The 20,220-nt window shown below is 71.2% G+C and carries 15 protein-coding genes; 9 read left to right on the top strand and 6 right to left on the bottom strand.

The genetic code is table 11. The features are described from left to right. The 3 genes from J5Y05_RS31345 to eccCa form a co-directional block, all read right to left on the bottom strand. Entirely contained in the window at positions 1 to 2,268 is a 2,268-nt protein-coding gene (locus J5Y05_RS31345; RefSeq protein WP_210876700.1) for a hypothetical protein, read from the bottom strand. A 65-nt stretch (positions 2,269 to 2,333) separates the two neighbouring features. Next, entirely contained in the window at positions 2,334 to 2,726 is a 393-nt protein-coding gene (locus J5Y05_RS31340; RefSeq protein ID WP_307854169.1) for a hypothetical protein, read from the bottom strand. Between the two features lie 275 nt (positions 2,727 to 3,001). Then, positions 3,002 to 6,967 carry a type VII secretion protein EccCa gene (eccCa, locus tag J5Y05_RS31335; protein ID WP_210876698.1) on the bottom strand — a complete coding sequence of 1,322 codons (3,966 nt, stop codon included), beginning with the start codon at positions 6,965 to 6,967 and terminating at the stop codon, positions 3,002 to 3,004. Between the two features lie 310 nt (positions 6,968 to 7,277). Here eccCa and eccD point away from each other — a divergent pair, with 310 nt between their 5' ends. Beyond that, a complete protein-coding gene (gene eccD / locus J5Y05_RS31330; protein WP_210876697.1) occupies positions 7,278 to 8,792 on the top strand; it encodes a type VII secretion integral membrane protein EccD in 1,515 nt (504 codons plus the stop codon). An 89-nt stretch (positions 8,793 to 8,881) separates the two neighbouring features. Here the strand turns inward: eccD and J5Y05_RS31325 are convergent, their stop codons facing one another. Beyond that, a complete protein-coding gene (locus J5Y05_RS31325; protein ID WP_210876696.1) occupies positions 8,882 to 9,181 on the bottom strand; it encodes a DUF397 domain-containing protein in 300 nt (99 codons plus the stop codon). Positions 9,182 to 9,491: 310 nt separating this feature from the next. Between J5Y05_RS31325 and rpsO the strand changes: the two genes are divergently transcribed. The 5 genes from rpsO (at position 9,492) to J5Y05_RS31300 (ending at position 14,975) form a co-directional block, all read left to right on the top strand. Continuing rightward, entirely contained in the window at positions 9,492 to 9,779 is a 288-nt protein-coding gene (rpsO, locus tag J5Y05_RS31320) for a 30S ribosomal protein S15 (RefSeq protein ID WP_030423122.1), read from the top strand. A gap of 319 nt (positions 9,780 to 10,098) precedes the next feature. Next, positions 10,099 to 12,321 carry a polyribonucleotide nucleotidyltransferase gene (locus tag J5Y05_RS31315; RefSeq protein WP_210876695.1) on the top strand — a complete coding sequence of 741 codons (2,223 nt, stop codon included), beginning with the start codon at positions 10,099 to 10,101 and terminating at the stop codon, positions 12,319 to 12,321. Next, entirely contained in the window at positions 12,318 to 13,697 is a 1,380-nt protein-coding gene (locus tag J5Y05_RS31310) for a M16 family metallopeptidase (protein WP_210876694.1), read from the top strand. The genes J5Y05_RS31315 and J5Y05_RS31310 overlap by 4 nt, the downstream gene beginning before the upstream one ends. Before the next feature lie 26 nt (positions 13,698 to 13,723). Beyond that, on the top strand, positions 13,724 to 14,479 hold the full coding sequence (gene dapB / locus J5Y05_RS31305) for a 4-hydroxy-tetrahydrodipicolinate reductase (protein WP_210876693.1): 756 nt from the start codon (positions 13,724 to 13,726) through the stop codon (positions 14,477 to 14,479). A 40-nt stretch (positions 14,480 to 14,519) separates the two neighbouring features. Next, complete coding sequence (locus J5Y05_RS31300; protein ID WP_210876692.1) at positions 14,520 to 14,975, top strand: hypothetical protein; 456 nt, start codon at positions 14,520 to 14,522, stop codon at positions 14,973 to 14,975. A 69-nt stretch (positions 14,976 to 15,044) separates the two neighbouring features. Here the strand turns inward: J5Y05_RS31300 and J5Y05_RS31295 are convergent, their stop codons facing one another. Further along, positions 15,045 to 15,599, bottom strand: a complete 555-nt coding sequence (locus tag J5Y05_RS31295; protein WP_210876691.1) for an SCO5741 family PH domain-containing membrane protein — start codon at positions 15,597 to 15,599, stop codon at positions 15,045 to 15,047. 112 nt (positions 15,600 to 15,711) lie between these two features. Next, positions 15,712 to 15,951, bottom strand: coding sequence for a hypothetical protein (locus J5Y05_RS31290; RefSeq protein WP_210876690.1), 240 nt, complete (start codon positions 15,949 to 15,951; stop codon positions 15,712 to 15,714). A 182-nt stretch (positions 15,952 to 16,133) separates the two neighbouring features. On the opposite strand from J5Y05_RS31290, the gene thyX reads away from it, so the two are divergent. From thyX to J5Y05_RS31275, 3 genes are all read left to right on the top strand, one after another. Further along, positions 16,134 to 16,874: an FAD-dependent thymidylate synthase gene (thyX, locus tag J5Y05_RS31285; RefSeq protein ID WP_210876689.1), complete on the top strand. Its 741-nt coding sequence runs from the start codon at positions 16,134 to 16,136 to the stop codon at positions 16,872 to 16,874. A 209-nt stretch (positions 16,875 to 17,083) separates the two neighbouring features. Continuing rightward, positions 17,084 to 17,983 (top strand): 4-hydroxy-tetrahydrodipicolinate synthase, encoded by a 900-nt coding sequence (gene dapA / locus J5Y05_RS31280; protein ID WP_210876688.1) that lies wholly within the window; start codon positions 17,084 to 17,086, stop codon positions 17,981 to 17,983. 162 nt (positions 17,984 to 18,145) lie between these two features. Beyond that, entirely contained in the window at positions 18,146 to 19,831 is a 1,686-nt protein-coding gene (locus J5Y05_RS31275; RefSeq protein ID WP_210876687.1) for a ribonuclease J, read from the top strand. The last annotated feature ends 389 nt before the right edge of the window (positions 19,832 to 20,220 follow it).

The following is a 20,220-nucleotide window of genomic DNA, read 5'->3' as shown; positions in this document are numbered from 1 at the left end:
TCACTTCCTCGTGCGCAGGGCGGAGTACGCGTCCTCGCGCCCGGTGATGAAGCTCTGCTCCGCCTCGCCCCTGGCGTGCTCGTGGGCCTCGGTCCCGTCGACGCCGTGCGTGGTGCCCCAGGCGTCGACGAGGGACTTGGTGCCGCCGATGCCGGCCGACGTGGACGTGCTGTCGGCGGCGCGGGCCACGTCCTCGGCGGCGGCCGTCACGTCCTTGGAGTACTCGTAGGTCGCCGCGTCGATCATGCGCTGGACCGGGTCGCCGACGATGGGGATCTGGGTGAAGAGGCCGCCGACACCGTGGTAGGTGTAGCGCATCGTGTCGTTGAGGTTGCCGATCTTGGTGTCCCGGTCGTCGAGGACCATGTCGGAGCCGATGGCGGTCATGGCGCCGTACACCTGGCCGACGTGGCGGGCCTTGTTGTCCCAGTCGCCGACGACGTTGGCCTGTTGCTCGGCGGGCGCGTCCCGGGCGGTGTCCAGGTACTGCGCGGAGTAGAGCTTCTCGTTCTCGTACAGCATGTCGTAGACGAGGACGGGCTCGCCGTCGGGTGTGGTCCCGTAGGCGGCGTCGGAGACCCCGCGCATGACCCGCAGGAGGCTGTGCTTGCTATTGGTGATGCCGGACTCGTCGCCGTCGGCGTTGATGGCGGAGAGCCCCTCGGGGCTGCTCGGCTCGGTGCCGCTGAGGATGGCGTGGGTGTCGGCCGTGTAGTCGGCGAGGGCGCGGCCGAGCGGCACCTTCAGGTTCTGCGGGAGGGAGTCGCCCTTGGCGTCCTTGTCGAGCTGGGTGATCGTCTCCTGCATCACCCGGCTCTGGGCCTCGCTGTGCCGGCCGAAGGAGGCGCCCTCGGAGTCCGGTTCCCGGCCGGTGGTCGCCGCCTCCAGCGCGGCGCCCAGCCCGGCCTTGCTCAGCGGGTCGTCCATGGTGATGACCGTGGGACCGGCGACCGTGCTGTGCCGGGGCCACTCCCGCTCGTGGAGCAGGTACTTCAGGTGGTCGTTGCCGACGTGGTCGGAGCCCGAGCCGTTTCCGGCGGGGTCGAAGAAGGCGGTGGCCGCGTCGGGGTTCCTGCTCATCACGGAGAGGAGTCCGTCGACGGCGTCCGCCCGGATGCCCTCGTGGCCGGCGCCCCACTCGGTGAAGATGCCGGACTGCTTCTTCTCGGCGGCCATGAGGTCGTCGCCGAGCTGGTAGAGGAACTGGTCGTCGAAGGTGGCGTCGGCGTGCTGCATCAGCGCGACGAAGGACTGATAGCCGTAGAGCGGCTGGGTGTTGGAGCCGTAGTTCTTGGTGCCGTACGTGTCGAGGCTCTCGGTCCACTCGCGGTAGAACCGGCCGTCCTCACTCCCTGCCCAGTCCTTGAACTTCTGCGATCCGGGGGGCGCGTCGGCGACCGAGCCGGGCACCTGGGTGGCCCTGGCGACGGTGTCGGCGAGCCCGCTCTGCAACGCCAGGTACCGGGCCTTGTCCTTGCCGTCGAGGGCGAGTTCGTTCAGCTCGTTGCCGAGCCTGATGGTGCCGTCCGGGCCGAGGCGCTTCAACAGGGTCCGGCTGAACACCTCGTCGTCGGCGTTGTCGCGGAAGGCCCGTTCCAGCTCGACGAGTTCGGCAGCGGGGACCTTCTTGCCGTCCGCGAGCCGGGCGGCGATGTCCAGGGCGTTCTCCGCCTCGTACTTCTCGATGTCGTCGTAGGCCCGGCCGTTGAAGCCGTAGAGGGTGCCGTCGGTGGGGTCGGTGTCGACGACGACGGCGGTGAAGGCGATGTCGACGCCCTTGTCGGCGTCCGTCACGTCCTTGACCAGTTGGTCTATGCGGCTCTGCCAGGACGAGACGCTCTTGCGCACGCTGTCCTGGTAGTCCGGGTCGTGGTGGTAGGCGGTGCGGGCGCCTTCGGAGAGCCGCGCCGTGTCGAACGCCACGACACCCTGGTCGGAGACCTTCAGCCCGGCTTCGACGGCGTCCTGGCGGGCGCTGGTGAGCCTGCCGCGCAGGTCGGTGAACTGGGTGTGGGCGTCGCGGAGCAGTGAGGCGATGGCCTTCGCCTCGGTCTGGGCGCTCTGGTACTCCTTGAGGGTGATGTCGAAGCGGCGGTTGGCGGTGTCCGCGCTGAGCCCCAGCCAGAGCGGCCCCGTCGTGATGCCATGCACGTCCCGCTTGTAGGCCTTCTCCTGCTTCTGGAACTCCTTGGCCATGTCGTCCCAGTCCTCGGCCGCCGTGGTGAGCGTGGCCAGGTCCGTCGTCATGATCTCGTGGTACGTCGGCATGGTTCCCCGTGGTGCGTGCGCGTGGTCGAAACGGTGGCGTGCCGGGCGACGCCCCGGCGTGCGTCTCAGTAGCCGTCGAGGCTGGAGGACTGGCGTACACCCTGACCGACGCCGAAGTCGGTGTTCTGGAGAAGGATGTTGGTGTTCTGCAGGGCTTCCTTCTCGCCACCGAGCCGGTTCATCAGGTTCTGCACCTGCTCGCCCCAGGTCTTGTGCGCCTTCTTCAGCGCCGAGGAGGTGACCCAGCCCTCGCCGTCCTTCGGGGCGAACGCCTTGACCGCGGCACCGGTCGACTCGTCCGCCGTGGCACCGGCCTTCTGCGTCTCCGGTTCGAGGTGCTCCTTGATGGCCTTGGCCGCCGCCTTCTTCTGCGCGGGGCTGGACGCGAGATCCGCCGGGCCACCGCCCAGGGGCCCCGGTGAGCCGCCGGGCTCCACGGGGTACTGATTCAGCCTCACCCCGACCGGCTGCCCGGCCCCTGCGCCGTACGGTCCCACCACCGGCTCCGCCATGCTCCCTGCCCCCGTCCACTTGGTTGGCGTGCACCCGCCACAGTAACAACTCGGCCATCCCCGGGCGGCGATGAGTTCGGACGGCGTACGCCCGTGCACCGGCCGGCGCCATGCCACGGCGGGCGGTGGCATGGCGTGTTCGTGCCGCCGGGAGTCAGCCCGCGCCGGCCCGGTCGCGGAGCGCGTCCGTGGTCAACGGGCCGCCCCGGCGGCCCCGGGCCTCACAGGCCGTCCTCCGGCATGAGCGCCGTCTGCACCAGCGGGCGGCCCCGGCGGCGGGACACGAACACGCCCCGCCCGGGAGGCATCGGACGCGGACGCACCCCGCCGAGCACGTCGCCCTCGCCGCGGTCGCCCGCCAGGACGACGCCCTGCGCGCCCAGTTCCTTGATGCGCTGCATGAACGCCTCGTACGAGGCCCGGCTCGCGCCCGCGGAGGAGCGGGCGATGATGAAGCGGACGCCCACGTCCCGGGCGAACGGCAGCAGTTCCGTCAGCCCGCTGAGCGGATTGCCGCTCGACGTGGAGACGAGGTCGAAGTCGTCGATGACCACGTACACCGTCGGGCCCTGCCACCAGCTCCGCTCCCGGAGCTGACGCGCCGTCACGTCCGCTGTCGGCGTGCGGCGCTTCATCAGGTCGGCCAGGGCCACCATGTGGTGCTCCATGGCGTTGGACATGGGGATGTACTCGGCGAGGTGGGTGTCGGGGGTGACGCCCAGCAGGGACCGCCGGTTGTCGACGACGAAGAGCTTGCACTCCTCGCCCGGGTACCGCGTCGTCAACTGCGTGATGAGCAGCCGCAGCAGGTTCGACTTGCCGGACTCGCTCTCGCCGAAGACCAGGAAGAACGGGTCCTGGTCGAAGTCGACGAAGACCGGCTCCAGGTTGTCCTCGTCGAGCGCGAAGGCGACCCCCTGCTTCGGGAAGCGGTCGCCCGGCGGCAACTGCTCCGCCGGGAACTCGCGCGGCAGCAGCCGTACGGCCGGCGCCCCCGGCGCCTGCCAGTGCCGGGTCACCTCGGCCGCGAGCGAGGCGGTGGCGTCCGCGAGGTCGGTGTCGGAGGTCAGGCCGTCGATGCGCGGCACGGCCGCCATGAAGTGCAGCTTCTGCGGGGCCAGACCCCGTCCGGGCACCCCGGTCGGGACGTTGGCGGCCACCTTGCGGTCCAGCTCGGAGTCCATCGTGTCGCCGAGCCGCAGCTCCAGCCGGTTCAGCAGGCTGTCCTTGAGCGCCGAGCGCACCTCCATGGAACGGGAGGCGGACAGGATCAGGTGGATGCCGTAGCCGAGGCCCCGGGCGGCGATGTCGTGCACCACCTGGTCGAGACCCTCGTACTCGGTACGGAAGTTGGCCCAGCCGTCGATGACGAGGAAGACGTCGCCCCACGGCTGGTCGGTGACCGAGATGTCGCCCCGCGCCCGCCGGGTGCGGAACTCGGCGATGGACGAGATGCCCGACGACCGGAAGTACTCCTCGCGGCGGGTCAGGACGCCGTAGACCTCGGCGACGGTGCGCCGCACCTTCTCCGGGTCCAGCCGCGAGGCGACGCCGCCGACGTGCGGCAGCCCGGCCACCGCGGCCATGCCGCCACCGCCGAAGTCCAGCCCGTAGAACTGCACTTCGTGCGGGGTGTGGGTGAGTGCGAAGGAGCAGATCAGCGAGCGCAGCAGCGTCGACTTGCCGGACTGCGGGCCGCCCAGGAGCTGCATGTGCCCGGCGGCGCCGGAGAAGTCCACCCACAGCGGGTCGCGGCGCTGCTCGTACGGCTTGTCGACGATGCCGACCGGCACCACGAGCCGCCCGGCGCCCTCGTACCCGGGCTGGGTGAGCCCCCGGCCCTCCACGGCGGTCAGCCCCGGCAGCAGGCCGTCCAGCGACGGCGGGCTGTCCAGCGGCGGCAGCCACACCTGGTGGGCGGCCGGTCCCTGGGCCTCCAGCCGGCGCACGACGACGTCCAGCACGGTGTCGGCCAGCGCGTCGTCGACCTCTTCGGCGCCCGTCTCCTGCCGCGGCACCGGCACGTACCGCACCGGCACCTCGGCCGCCGTGAACAGCACCGGCCGCCGGTCCAGCGGCAGCGGCCCGTCCCCCGCGCCGGAGCGGCGCGAACCGGAGCGGTAGACGCCGGAGACGTACGCGGCCTTGAAGCGGATCATCTCTCCGGTGCCGAACTTCAGGAACCCGGACCCGGGGACGTTCGGCAGCTCGTAGGCGTCCGGCACGCCCAGCGCCGCCCGCGACTCGGCCGCCGAGAAGGTGCGCAGGCCGACCCGGTACGACAGGTAGGTCTCCAGACCGCGCAGCCGGCCCTCCTCCAGCCGCTGCGAGGCGAGCAGCAGATGCACCCCGAGCGAGCGGCCGATGCGGCCGATCTGCACGAACATGTCGATGAAGTCCGGCTTGGCCGTGAGGAGTTCGCTGAACTCGTCGATGACCAGCAGCAGCGACGGGATGGGCTGGAGCGGGGCGCCGGCCGCGCGGGCCTTCTCGTAGTCGTGGATGTTGGCGTAGTTGCCCGCGTCGCGCAGCATCTCCTGGCGGCGGTTCAGCTCGCCCCGGATGGAGTCGCCCATGCGGTCGACGAGGGTCAGGTCGTCGGCCAGGTTGGTGATCACGGCCGCCACGTGCGGCATCTGCGCCATGCCCGCGAAGGTGGCGCCGCCCTTGAAGTCGGCCAGGACGAAGTTGAGCGTCTCGGAGGAGTGGGTGACCGCGAGGCCGAGCACCAGCGTGCGCAGCAGCTCCGACTTGCCGGAACCGGTGGCGCCCACGCACAGTCCGTGCGGGCCCATGCCCTCCTGGGCCGCCTCCTTGATGTCGAGCATCACCGGCCGCCCGTCCTCGCCGACGCCGATCGGCACCCGCAGCCGCTCCGCCTGCGAACGGGTGCGCCAGGTGCGCCGGGTGTCGACGGAGGCGGCGTCGCCCAGGTTCAGCAGGTCGGTGAACTCCAGGTTGGCCAGCAGCGGTTCGTCGTCGTCGCCGCCCGAGGCCATGCGCAGCGGCGCCAGTTGGCGGGCCAGCGCCTCCGCGGACTCGTACGACAGGACGTCGGGCGTGCCCTCGTAACCGAATCCGTCGGCCGACTCCAGGTGCAGCGACCGGGGGTGGACGAGGACCGACAGGTCGCCGCGGGCACCGGCCGGTTCCCCCTCGGCCAGTTCGACCAGGGTGACCCCCTGGAGGCCCTCGGGCGTCGCCAGCAGCGAGTCCGGCGCGAGCGAGACCCCGTCGAGGACGACGACGAGGTGCGGAGTGTCCGGCAGGGGAGCGGCGTTGGGGTGGAAGCGGGGCCGCCCGGTCAGCCGCGCGGACAGCAGGTCCTCCAGCTCACGCGGGTCGGCGCCGATCAGCCGGCGCGCTCCGGCACCGTCCGCGACGCCCGGGAGCTGCACGTGCGGCAGCCACTTGGCCCACTCCCAGTGCCCGCCCGCGTCCCGGCCCACGGCGACCGCGACGATCAGGTCCTCGGGGGAGTGCAGCGCGGCCAGCGAACAGGTCAGCGCGCGGGCGCAGGAACGGACGGAGTCCGGGTCGCCGCCGATCGTGACGTGGGAGAAGGCACGCAGCGAGACGGCCATCGGCAGATCGTCCAGGGTGCCGTGGACGGCGACGAAGCGCTGCATCGCACCGGCCGTGAGCGGCTCCAACTGGTCCACTGGGCCCGTCTCGGGGGCGATCAGCGGCGTGGCGAGGTCCTGCGGGCCCAGGCCGATCCGGACCTGCGCGAAGTCCTCGTCGCCCGGCCGCCGTTCCCACACCCGGGAGCCCTCGGCGACCAGCGCCCACAACTGCTCGGGCGAGGGGTGCAGGTAATACTGCGCGTCCCGCTGCGCCCGCGCCGTCTCCAGCGTGGTCCGGCGGGTCTGCGCCAGGTAGCTCAGGTAGTCCCGGCGCAGATCGGCGATCTGGCCCTGGGAGCCGCGGCGGAAGCGGACCACCATGGCGATCGACATGACGATCGTCGAGGCGATCATCACCATGCCCATCACGCGCATGAAGGGCTGTCCGCTGGTGAAGAAGAAGACGACCGAGCCGCCCATGCCGAGCGTCGGCAGGAGCTGCATCAGCACGCTCTCCTGACGCCCCTTCGGCAGCTCGGGCGGCGGCTGGACGACGACCTCTCCCGAGGGAACGTCCCGTGGCAGCGCCCTGGGCGGACGCTTCACGACGATCTGGCTCACTGCTCACCAATCCCCATGCGGACCCGCGGGGTTATCCGTCCGCCACCCCGTGTCAGGCGGACGGGGGCCGCCGCGTGATCCTACTGACCTCACCGCCGGCCGACGGGCGGTAGGGTGCCGGAGGTCCGCGTGAGCACACGCGGACTCCGCGGACCGAGGACAGGCGCGAGGTGCGGCGCGGCACGGCGGCGCCGGGCCCGGCCGGACGGTCCCGCGCCGGCCCGCACGACACCGTGCCGCAGGGCACCGGGAAACAGGCGCGGGACCCTCACGCCGCGGACACAGCATCAGCACCGAGGGGGAGCAGCAGGTGAGCACGACGGCCTCCACGGCGGCCACGGCCCCGGGCGGACCCGGCCGGGCCGCCCCGTCCGGCGCCATGACGGGGCTCGGCTTCTGCCGGGTCACCATCGTCGCGCCGGACAGCCGGATCGACGTGGCACTGCCCGACGACGTCCCGGTCGCCGACGTCCATCCCGAGATCCTCCGGCTCGCCCGGCAGACCGCCGCCGAGGGCGCCCCGGTCGGTTACCACCTCGTCCGCCGGGACGGCACCGTCCTCGACAGCGCCCGCTCCTTCGCGGCGCAGCGCATCCTCGACGGCGAACTCCTCACGCTGCGCCCGTTCTCCGAGTCGCTGCCGCCGGCCGTCTTCGACGACGTGTCCGACGCGGTCGCCTCCGCGGTGAACCGGGACCGCTCCCTGTGGCGCGGCGACCTCACCCGCGCCGCGGGCCTGACCGCCGGCGGCGTCCTCTCCGCGCTGCTCGCCTTCGTCGCCTGGACGGCCGACCCGCGCCACGACATGCACGGGCTGCCCGGCGTCCTCGCCGGCGTCGCCGGGCTGCTGCTGGTCGTCCTCGGCTGCGTGCGCGCCCGCGTCTACGACGACCGGGCCGCGGCCGTCGCGCTCGGCCTCGGCGCGCTGCCCAACGTGGGGGTGGCCGGTTCCGGCCTGCTGTCGCTGTCCGACGGCCAGGGGGTGGGCAGGCTCCAGTTCCTGCTGGCCTGCGCGGCCGTGCTGGTGGCCTCGGTGGTCCTCGCCCTGTGCTCGCCGCGCGCCGACGGCCCGTTCGTCGCCTTCGTGACCGCCTCGGGCGTCGGCCTGGTCGCCGCGTTCGCGGCGCTCCTGGGTGACTGGGGTCCGGCGGAGATCGCCGCGCTGTGCGCGCCGGTCGCGGTCGGCGCCCTGGCCTTCCTGCCGGGTCTGTCCCTGCGCTTCGCGCGGCTGCCCATCGGCTTCGAGGCGCCCACCGGCGGCGCGCGGGGCGCGTACGGCGCCGATCCCGAGCCCCACGAGCCGGTGGACGCCGTGCGCGTGGAGGCGCAGGCCCGCCGCGGCCACGAACTGCTCGTCGGCCTGGTCGGCGGCTGCTCGCTGCTCGCGGTCGGCTCCGCGCTGGTGCTCGGCTTCTCCGACGGGCTCTGGACGCGGCTGCTGGCCCTGGCCACCGGCATCGCCCTGCTGATGCGCGCGCAGCTCTTCCGCTACACCGCGCAGGTCGCCACCGTGCTGGCCGCGGGGCTCGGCTCGCTGGTCGCGCTCGGCCTCGGCCTGGCCATCCACACGCCGGACAGCCTGCTGAAGCAGGCCCTGGCGGGCGACCGGACCGACCTCGACATCCGGACGGTGTGGCTGCTGGCGGCCATCGCCGCGGCGGCGGCCCTGGTCACCGCGGTCGGCCTGATGGCCTCGCGCAGCGGGCTGACCCCGTTCTGGGGCCGCTTCCTGGAGATCGCCGAGGGGTTCGTCCTGCTCACGCTGGTTCCGCTGGCCCTCGCCGTCTTCGACGTGTACACGTCCGTACGCTCGATGACGAGCTGACGAGCTGACGAGCCGGCGGGGCCGGCAGGGCCGGTGAGACCGGCGGGACCGGGCCGCCCGGGACGATCGCGTCCCGGGCGGCCCGCGTCTCACTCGGCGGCGGCGCCGTCCTGCCGGCGCGGCGCCGGCTCCAGATCGAACTCCCCGTCCCGGGCACCGAGCACGAACGCCCGCCACTCCGCCTCCGTGTACCGCAGTACGGTCTCCGGGTCGAGGGAGGACCGCATGGCGACCGCGCCGTCCGGCAGGTACGCGATCTCGACGCGCTCCTCCTCCTGCTCCGTACCCGGCGCGCAGTGCCACTCGACACCCGAGATGTCCAGGGCGTACAACTCGTCGCGCTCCCGGTCCTTGCGCGCCTTGAGGTCCTGGTCCGGCACATCAGCCATGGAGGCGGGGTCCTTTCGCCCGGTACAAACGGTCGGCGCTCACAGTACCGGCCGGCCCCGCCCCGGGACCGGGAGAAAAGGGGAACGCCCCCGCGTTCACCTGCGACGGTGATCCACGCGGCCTTCCCGGCGGAAGGGCCCTTCCAGGCTGGTACGCTGTGTGACGGCCGTTTGTGTACGCACCCCCCGAGTCTCTGCCCGAGCCTCAGGAGGCCGCGCCCGGCGAGCCCCGCCTTCCGAGTCACGGAAGATCCCCCGAGACGCAGACCGGGGGCACTCGAAGGCCCTTTCCCAGACCTGAGGAGTACGCGTGTCGCTCGACGCCGCAGTGAAGAAGCAGATCATCACCGAGTTCGGTACCAAGGAGGGCGACACCGGCTCCCCCGAGGTCCAGGTCGCGCTGCTGTCCCGTCGGATCTCCGACCTGACGGAGCACCTCAAGACCCACAAGCACGACCACCACTCCCGCCGTGGTCTGCTCATCCTGGTCGGCCAGCGCCGCCGGCTGCTGCAGTACCTCGCCAAGAAGGACATCCAGCGCTTCCGCGCGCTGGTCGACCGCCTCGGCATCCGCCGCGGTGCGGCGGGCGCCCGCTAGCACACCGTGAAGGGAGCGGTTCCCATCGTTCGGGGGCCGCTCCCTTTGCCGTACGTGCGCGGTGTCACCGCGGCTTTGTAGTCTGGTAGCACACGATGTACGAGACAGCGTGGGGCGCACCGCCCGGACCGGGCGGAAGACCCACGCGGACGAACGAGACGAGGAGAAGCGCGCCTAGCCGCCGCCGGTCCTCGGTAGTGGCCCCCGGGACACACCCCGGGTGCTTCGATCGAAGACCGGCCCGCACCGCACGGAGCGCTTCTCCGCAACCGTCCCCCCGCCACACGGGCACGGGGACGAAGACGAGGAGAAAACACTAGTGGAGAACGAGACCCACTACACCGAGGCCGTCATCGACAATGGCGCCTTCGGCACCCGCACCATCCGCTTCGAGACCGGCCGCCTGGCCCGGCAGGCCGCCGGCTCCGCCGTGGCCTACCTGGACGACGACACCATGGTGCTGTCGGCCACCACCGCCTCCAAGAACCCCAAGGACCAGCTCGACTTCTTCCCCCTCACGGTGGACGTCGAGGAGCGGATGTACGCCGCCGGCAAGATCCCCGGCAGCTTCTTCCGCCGCGAGGGCCGCCCCTCCGAGGACGCGATCCTCACCTGCCGCCTGATCGACCGCCCGCTGCGCCCCTCCTTCAAGAAGGGCCTGCGCAACGAGATCCAGGTCGTCGCCACGATCATGGCGCTCAACCCCGACCACCTGTACGACGTCGTGGCGATCAACGCCGCCTCCGCGTCGACGCAGCTCGCCGGCCTGCCCTTCTCCGGCCCGATCGGCGGCGTCCGCGTCGCGCTGATCAGCGGCCAGTGGGTGGCGTTCCCGACCCACACCGAGCTCGAGGACGCCGTCTTCGACATGGTGGTCGCGGGCCGCACCCTGGAGGACGGCGACGTCGCGATCATGATGGTCGAGGCCGAGGCCACCGAGAAGACCATCAAGCTGGTCGAGGGCGGCGCCGACGCCCCCACCGAGGAGGTCGTCGCCGCCGGTCTGGACGCCGCGAAGCCCTTCATCAAGGTGCTCTGCCGGGCCCAGGCCGACCTCGCCGCGAAGGCCGCCAAGCCGACCGGCGAGTTCCCGGTCTTCCTGGACTACCAGGACGACGTCCTGGAGGCGCTGACCGGCGCCGTCCGCCCCGAGCTGGCCCAGGCGCTCACCATCGCCGGCAAGCAGGAGCGCGAGACGGAGCTGGACCGCGTCAAGGCGCTGGCCGCCGAGAAGCTCCTGCCGGAGTTCGAGGGCCGCGAGAAGGAGATCTCCGCCGCGTACCGCTCGCTGACCAAGAGCCTGGTCCGCGAGCGCGTCATCAAGGAGAAGAAGCGCATCGACGGCCGCGGTGTCACCGACATCCGCACCCTGGCCGCCGAGGTCGAGGCCATCCCGCGGGTGCACGGCTCGGCCCTCTTCGAGCGGGGCGAGACGCAGATCCTGGGCGTCACCACCCTCAACATGCTCCGCATGGAGCAGCAGCTCGACACCCTTTCCCCGGTGACGCGCAAGCGCTACATGCACAACTACAACTTCCCGCCGTACTCCACCGGCGAGACCGGCCGCGTCGGCTCCCCCAAGCGCCGCGAGATCGGCCACGGCGCCCTCGCCGAGCGCGCCCTGATCCCGGTCCTGCCGACCCGCGAGGAGTTCCCCTACGCGATCCGCCAGGTCTCCGAGGCGCTCAGCTCCAACGGCTCGACCTCCATGGGCTCGGTCTGCGCCTCCACCATGTCGCTGCTCAACGCCGGTGTGCCCCTCAAGGCCCCGGTCGCCGGCATCGCCATGGGCCTGATCTCCCAGGAGATCGACGGCGAGACGCACTACGTCACCCTGACCGACATCCTCGGTGCCGAGGACGCCTTCGGCGACATGGACTTCAAGGTCGCCGGCACCAAGGAGTTCGTCACCGCCCTCCAGCTCGACACCAAGCTGGACGGCATCCCCGCCTCCGTCCTGGCCGCCGCCCTCAAGCAGGCCCGCGACGCCCGCCTCCACATCCTCGACGTGATGATGGAAGCGATCGACACGCCGGACGAGATGTCCCCCAACGCGCCGCGGATCATCACCGTGAAGATCCCGGTCGACAAGATCGGCGAGGTCATCGGCCCCAAGGGCAAGATGATCAACCAGATCCAGGAGGACACCGGCGCCGAGATCACCATCGAGGACGACGGCACGATCTACATCGGCGCCGCCGACGGTCCCGCCGCCGAGGCCGCCCGCACCACGATCAACGGCATCGCCAACCCGACGATGCCCGAGGTCGGCGAGCGGTACCTGGGCACGGTCGTCAAGACCACGACCTTCGGCGCCTTCGTCTCCCTGCTGCCCGGCAAGGACGGTCTGCTGCACATCTCGCAGATCCGCAAGCTGGCCGGCGGCAAGCGCGTGGAGAACGTCGAGGACGTGCTCGGCGTGGGCCACAAGGTCCAGGTCGAGATCGCCGAGATCGACTCCCGCGGCAAGCTCTCCCTGATCCCCGTGATCGAGGGCGAGGACGAGTCCGCCGAGGACAAGAAGGACGACACCGACAAGTGACGTCCCGTAGCGCCAGGACGACGGCCCGCACCTCCCCGGAGGCGCGGGCCGTCGCCCGTACCCAAACCCTGATCAAGGGAGAGAACGGCATCGGCACCGTCCGCAAGACCACACTCCCCGGCGGTCTGCGCATCGTCACCGAGACCCTGCCCTCGGTCCGCTCGGCGACCTTCGGCATCTGGGCGCACGTCGGCTCCCGCGACGAGACCCCGGCCCTCAACGGCGCCACCCACTACCTGGAGCACCTGCTCTTCAAGGGCACCTCGCGCCGGTCGGCCCTGGACATCTCCGCCGCCCTCGACGCCGTCGGCGGGGAGATCAACGCGTTCACGGCCAAGGAGTACACGTGCTACTACGCGCGCGTGCTCGACACCGACCTGCCGCTCGCCATCGACGTGGTCTGCGACATGCTGACCGGCTCCCTCATCCGCGAAGAGGACGTCGACGTCGAGCGGGGCGCCATCCTCGAAGAGATCGCCATGACCGAGGACGACCCGGGCGACTGCGTGCACGACCTGTTCGCGCACACCATGTTCGGCGACAGCGCCCTCGGCCGCCCCGTCCTCGGCACCGTCGACACGGTCAACGCGCTCACCGCCGACCGCATCCGCCGCTTCTACCGCAAGCACTACGACCCGACCCACCTGGTCGTCGCCTGCGCCGGCAACGTCGACCACGCCAAGGTCGTCCGCCAGGTCCGCGCCGCCTTCGAGGGGGCCGGCGCCTTCAAGGACGCGGTGGCCGAGCCCATCGCCCCGCGCTCCGGCCGGCGCGGCGTCCGCGCCACCGGCCGCGTCGAGGTGATCGGCCGCAAGACCGAGCAGGCCCACGTCATCCTCGGCATGCCCGGCCTCGCCCGCACCGACGAGCGCCGCTGGGCCCTCGGCGTCCTCAACGCCGCCCTCGGCGGCGGCATGTCCTCCCGCCTCTTCCAGGAGGTCCGGGAGAAGCGCGGCCTCGCCTACAGCGTCTACTCGTACACCTCCGGCTTCGCCGACTGCGGGCTCTTCGGCGTCTACGCGGGGTGCCGGCCCTCCCAGGTGCACGACGTGCTCAAGATCTGCCGGGACGAACTGGACCGGGTCGCCGAGCACGGACTGCCCGACGAGGAGATCGACCGGGCCGTCGGCCAGCTCCGCGGCTCCACCGTCCTCGGACTGGAGGACACGGGCGCGCTGATGAACCGTATCGGCAAGAGCGAACTGTGCTGGGGCGAGCAGATGTCCGTCGACGACATGCTGGCCCGGATAGCCTCGGTCACGCCGGACGACGTCCGCGCCGTCGCCCGGGACGTCCTGGGACAGCGGCCCTCGCTGTCGGTCATCGGCCCGCTGAAGGACAAGCAGGCGTCCCGGCTGCACGACGCCGTCGCCTGAACACTCTCCGGTAAGGAACCAAGAAGATGAGCAAGCTGCGCGTGGCGGTCCTCGGCGCCCAGGGCCGTATCGGCTCCGAGGCGGTACGGGCGGTGGAGGCCGCCGAGGACATGGAACTGGTCGCCGCCCTCGGACGCGGCGACAAGCTGGAGACGCTGGCCGAGACCGGCGCCCAGGTCGCCGTCGAGCTGACCACCCCGGCCTCGGTCATGGGCAACCTCGACTTCTGCGTGCGCCACGGCATCCACGCCGTCGTCGGCACCACCGGCTGGACCGACGAACGCCTCGCACAGCTCCGCGGATGGCTCGCCCAGTCCCCGCGAACGGGCGTCCTCATCGCGCCGAACTTCTCCATCGGCGCCGTGCTGACCATGAAGTTCGCGCAGATCGCCGCCCCCTGGTTCGAGTCCGTCGAAGTCGTCGAGCTGCACCACCCGAACAAGGTCGACGCCCCCAGCGGCACCGCCACGCGCACCGCCCAGCTCATCGCCGAGGCCCGCCGCCGCGCCGGCAGCGCCCCGGCCCCCGACGCCACCGTCACCGCCCTGGAGGGCGCCCGCGGCGCGGACGTCGACGGTGTCCCGGTACACGCCGTGCGGCTGCGCGGGCTCCTCGCCCACCAGGAGGTCCTGCTCGGCGGCGAGGGCGAGACCCTCACCGTCCGCCACGACTCGCTGCACCACAGCAGCTTCATGCCGGGCATCCTGCTCGGCGCCCGCCGGGTGCCCGCCGCCCCGGGCCTCACCATCGGCCTGGAGCACTTCCTGGACCTGGACGCATGACCGGCACCGCACGGACCACCGGGACGAGCCGCTGACAGCCATGCGCGCGAAGATCACCTATGCCGTCACGGCCGCCGTCCTCGTCTTCTACTTCGTCCTGGTCGGCAGCCGCGGCGTACTGCTCATCACCACCGGCACACCGCTGACCGTGACCTTCGGCGTCGCGGTGCTGATCCTGCCCGGGATCGGCGTGTGGTTCCTGTGGAAGAACACCCAGTTCGTCCGCCGGGCCAACCAGCTCGCCGCCGAACTCGACGCCGAGGGCGGACTCCCCGTCGACGAGCTGCGGCGCACCCCGAGCGGCCGTATCGACCGGGACTCGGCGGACGAGGTCTTCGCCCGGCGCAAGGCCGAGACCGAGGACGCCCCCGAGGACTGGCGGAGCTGGTTCCGGCTCGCCGTCGCCTACCAGGACGCCCGCGACACCCCGCGCGCCCGCAAGGCGATGCAGCGCGCCATCGCCCTGCACCAGGGGCGCCGGGCCGAGGCGGCCTGACCGCGAGGAGAACGACCGGTGGCCCGGCCCCGCCTGCGCGGGACCGGGCCACCGGGACGCTGTGCGTGCTCAGCCCCGCCGGTACTCGTCGGCCCACGCCTCCACGGCGTCGGCGGCCCGGTCGAAGGCGTCCTCCCGCTGGAGGAAGTCGGCGTTGTGCGTGGTCATCAGCGGCTGCGTCGGGTCTGCCGACCGGCCCTGCCTCACCAGCAGCAGGGCCTGGCCCTGCACCGTCCGCGGCAGCCCCAGCCAGCGCACCGGCTGCTGCACCGTGCGGACGCTGGCGACCTGCTGCCAGTTGAGCGTGCGGGTGGTGAGGAAGCCGACCTGGCGCACCCCGTTCGCGCTCACCCAGGCGCCCATGCGCAGCAGCCGCAGCGCGCCCGCGATCACCACGGCCGCCAGGCCGAAGACGACCCCGGCGGAGGAGAGGGTGCCCGTCGCCCCGATGATGACCGCGGCGAAGAGCACGAACGAGGCGAGCAACAGCATCAGCGCCGCCGCGCCGACCCGCCACGGCCCCGGCCGGTAGGGCCGGCGCCAGTGGTCGCGGTCGTCGTACGGCAGCGCGACGTCGTCGGCCGCGTCGAAAGCGCGATCGGCCGTCAGGAAGGGCAGGGGCACGGCTGGTCCTCACTCGTTCCATGGCGTGGGCTGTGCCCGGTGAGGTTATCGACCTGCGTACCGGGTCACCACCCGGGGCCCCGGATGGAGTGAGGACCGGCCGGGTGCCGGATCAGCGGCCGTCGGTCGCCTGTGTCTGCTGGTGCCGCGGCGAGGGCTGGTCGGCGGAGAGTGCGGGCATCCCGATCACCAGGGACCCCACGAGTCCGGCCACGACGGTCAGGCCCAGCAGCCAGCGCCCGGCCAACTGGCCGGCGGAGGGCCGCTCACGCGGCGGGGGAGTGACATTGCTGCGGAACCTGTCGGCTTCGGCCACGAAGGCGAAGGGGACCGGTTCGCGCCGGCGGAGCATCGGTGCGTCTCCCTTCCGGGAAATCGAGCGAATCGAGCGAATCACTGTCACTGACACAAACGAACGAGCGTCGTGGAAAGTGCCCGGTTTCACCGGCTTCATCGCGGCACGCGCGTGAACGCCCCTTTCCGCGGCCCGTAGAGTGGCAGTCCCAAGCGACCAGATGGGAAGGCCCCGCACCCGTGACCGACACGCCCCCCGACGATTTCAAGATCGACCTTCGCAGCGACGTCACCGTCGAGCTGGTCAAGAACAGCGCGACCGACTCCGACGTCCTGTTCGCCGCCCGCGTCTCGACCCTCGGAGAGCAGTCCCTGGCCGAGCTGGACAAGGACCCCGAGCGCTCCAAGGGCCTGATCAACTACCTCATGCGGGACCGGCACGGCAGCCCCTTCGAGCACAACTCGATGACCTTCCTCATCAGTGCCCCGATCTTCGTCTTCCGCGAGTTCATGCGGCACCGCGTCGGCTGGTCCTACAACGAGGAGTCCGGCCGCTACCGCGAGCTCCAGCCGGTCTTCTACGTGCCGGACACCTCGCGCAAGCTGGTCCAGCAGGGCCGCCCCGGCAAGTACGTCTTCGTCGAGGGCACCGCCGAGCAGCACGAGCTGGTGAGCCGGTCGATGGAGGAGTCGTACCTCCAGGCGTACCGGACCTACCGGACGATGCTCGCCGGCGGCGTCGCCCGCGAGGTCGCCCGCTCGGTGCTCCCGGTCGGCCTGTACTCCTCGATGTACGCCACCTGCAACGCGCGCTCGCTCATGCACTTCCTCGGCCTGCGCACCCAGCACGAGCTGGCCCAGGTCCCCTCGTTCCCGCAGCGCGAGATCGAGATGGTCGGCGAGCGCATGGAGGCCGAGTGGGCCCGGCTGATGCCGCTCACCCACGCGGCGTTCAACGCCAACGGGCGGATCGCGCCCTGACCCGCGGCTTCGCCGGCCGGGCACACATGTGCGTATCAGCCGTGCGAGGTGTCCGTATTGCGGCATTTAGAGAAGTTCATCTAGCCTGATCAAAGGGACCCGGCACTGCTTGAACCCCCGAGCAGGCAGTGCCGGGCTCCACCCTGAGACCAACCCGCCACATCCCCCGAGGGCAGACCTCGCCCTGAGCAACGAGTAGCGTGTAACCCATGGCTCCGACCTCCACTCCGCAGACCCCCTTCGGGCGGGTCCTCACCGCCATGGTCACGCCCTTCACGGCGGACGGCGCACTCGACCTCGACGGCGCGCAGCGGCTCGCCGCCCATCTGGTCGACGCAGGCAACGACGGCCTGATCGTCAACGGCACCACCGGCGAGTCCCCGACCACCAGCGACGCGGAGAAGGCCGACCTCGTACGGGCCGTCGTGGAGGCGGTGGGAGACCGGGCGCACGTCGTGGCCGGAGTCGGCACGAACAACACCCAGCACAGCGTCGAACTGGCCCGCGCCGCCGAGAACGCCGGCGCACACGGCCTGCTGGTCGTCACCCCGTACTACAACAAGCCCCCGCAAGAGGGTTTGTACCTGCACTTCACGGCCATCGCCGACTCCGCCGGCCTGCCCGTGATGCTCTACGACATCCCCGGCCGCAGCGGCGTCCCCATCAACACCGAGACGCTGGTCCGGCTGGCCGAGCACCCGCGCATCGTCGCCAACAAGGACGCCAAGGGCGACCTGGGCCGCGCGAGCTGGGCCATCGCCCGCTCCGGCCTCGCCTGGTACTCCGGCGACGACATGCTGAACCTGCCGCTGCTCTCCGTGGGCGCGATCGGCTTCGTCTCCGTCGTCGGCCACGTCGTCACCCCGGAACTGCGCGCCATGGTGGACGCGCACGTCGCCGGTGACGTACAGAAGGCACTGGAGATCCACCAGAAGCTGCTGCCGGTCTTCACCGGCATGTTCCGCACGCAGGGCGTCATGACCACCAAGGCCGCGCTCGCCCTGCTGGGGCTGCCCGCCGGTCCGCTGCGCGCGCCGATGGTCGGGCTCACGCCGGAGGAGACCGAACAGCTCAAGATCGATCTTGTCGCCGGCGGGGTACAGCTCTGACCACAGACTTCGCACCATCCGCACGACCGGCCGGCTTCCCGGCCCCACAACTGAACAGGCAGGTCACCGGTACCTGCGTCCCATCGGACCCCTGCATCTGCACGAACGTCACGCGCGCCACGTGCCCCACCGGTACGTGGCGTGTGTGGTGAGGAGAGTCTTTTGAGTCATCCGCATCCCGAACTGGGCCCGCCGCCGCCGCTCACCGAAGGCGGCCTGCGGGTCACCCCACTCGGCGGCCTCGGCGAGATCGGCCGCAACATGACGGTCTTCGAATACGGCGGCCGTCTGCTGATCGTCGACTGCGGAGTGCTCTTCCCCGAGGAGGAGCAGCCCGGAATCGACCTGATCCTGCCGGACTTCACGTCCATCCGTGACCGCCTCGACGACATCGAGGGCATCGTCCTCACCCACGGTCACGAGGACCACATCGGCGGTGTCCCCTATCTCCTGCGCGAGAAGCCGGACATCCCGCTGATCGGCTCGAAGCTGACCCTCGCGCTCATCGAGGCGAAGCTCCAGGAGCACCGCATCCGCCCGTACACCCTGGAGGTGGCGGAGGGGAACCGTGAACGCATCGGCCCCTTCGACTGCGAGTTCATCGCGGTCAACCACTCCATCCCGGACGCGCTGGCCGTCGCCATCCGCACCCCGGCGGGCATGGTCGTGCACACCGGCGACTTCAAGATGGACCAGCTCCCGCTGGACAACCGCCTCACCGACCTGCACGCGTTCGCGCGGCTGAGCGAGGAGGGCATCGACCTCCTGCTCAGCGACTCCACCAACGCCGAGGTCCCCGGCTTCACCGCGCACGAGCGGGACATCTCCAACGTGCTGCGCCAGGTCTTCGCCGGCGCCGGCAAGCGGATCATCGTGGCCAGCTTCGCCAGCCACGTCCACCGCATCCAGCAGATCCTGGACGCCGCCTACGAGTACGGCCGCCGGGTCGCCTTCGTCGGCCGCTCGATGGTCCGCAACATGGGCATCGCCCGGGACCTCGGGTACCTGAAGGTGCCGCCGGGCCTGGTCGTCGACGTCAAGACCCTCGACGACCTGCCGGACAGCGAGGTCGTCCTGGTCTGCACCGGCTCGCAGGGCGAACCGATGGCCGCGCTCTCCCGCATGGCCAACCGGGACCACCAGATCCGCATCGTCGACGGCGACACGGTGATCCTGGCCTCGTCCCTCATCCCCGGCAACGAGAACGCGGTCTACCGCGTCATCAACGGCCTGACCCGCTGGGGCGCCAACGTCGTCCACAAGGGCAACGCCAAGGTCCACGTCTCGGGCCACGCCTCCGCCGGCGAGCTGCTGTACTTCTACAACATCTGCCGGCCGAAGAACCTGATGCCGGTCCACGGCGAATGGCGCCACCTGCGGGCCAACGCCGAACTGGGCGCCATGACCGGCGTCCCGCACGACCGCATCGTCATCGCCGAGGACGGCGTCGTCGTCGACCTCGTCGAGGGCAAGGCGAAGATCACGGGCAAGGTCCAGGCGGGATACGTCTACGTCGACGGCCTCTCCGTCGGCGACGTGGGCGAGCCGGCCCTCAAGGACCGCAAGATCCTCGGCGACGAGGGCATCATCTCGGTCTTCGTCGTCATCGACTCCTCCACCGGAAAGATCACGGGGGGACCGCACGTCCACGCCCGCGGCTCCGGCATCGAGGACTCCGCCTTCACCGACGTGCTCCCCAAGATCACGGAAGTGCTGGAGCGCTCGGCCCAGGACGGCGTCGTCGAACCGCACCAGCTCCAGCAGCTCGTGCGCCGCACGCTGGGCAAGTGGGTCTCCGACCGCTACCGGCGCCGGCCGATGATCCTCCCTGTGGTCGTGGAGGTCTGACGCGCCGTCGGGCTCCGGCCTGCGCGAACCTGGAGCGGGTCGCCTCGATTTGCATCGGGGCGACCCGCTCCAGTACGTTTACAGCTCCGCTCCGACGGACACCCGGCCACTGCGTGGCTCGGAGTCGAGTCCGAGGGGCGGGAAATCCCGGCGCAGAATCTCTGCTAAAGTCGGGTCCGCCGGAAAGGGAAACGCGAAAGCGGGAACCTGGAAAGCACCGAGGAAATCGGGTCGGGAAGATCTGATAGAGTCGGAAACGCAAGACTGAAGGGAAAGCGCCCGGAGGAAAGCCGGAGACAGTGTCTCGGGTGAGTACAAAGGAAGCGTCCGTTCCTTGAGAACTCAACAGCGTGCCAAAAGTCAACGCCAGATATGTTGATACCCCGACA

The organism is Streptomyces tagetis, from assembly GCF_018069565.1.
GTDB lineage: Bacteria > Actinomycetota > Actinomycetes > Streptomycetales > Streptomycetaceae > Streptomyces > Streptomyces tagetis.
This window is presented reverse-complemented; position numbering and strand designations above follow the sequence as displayed.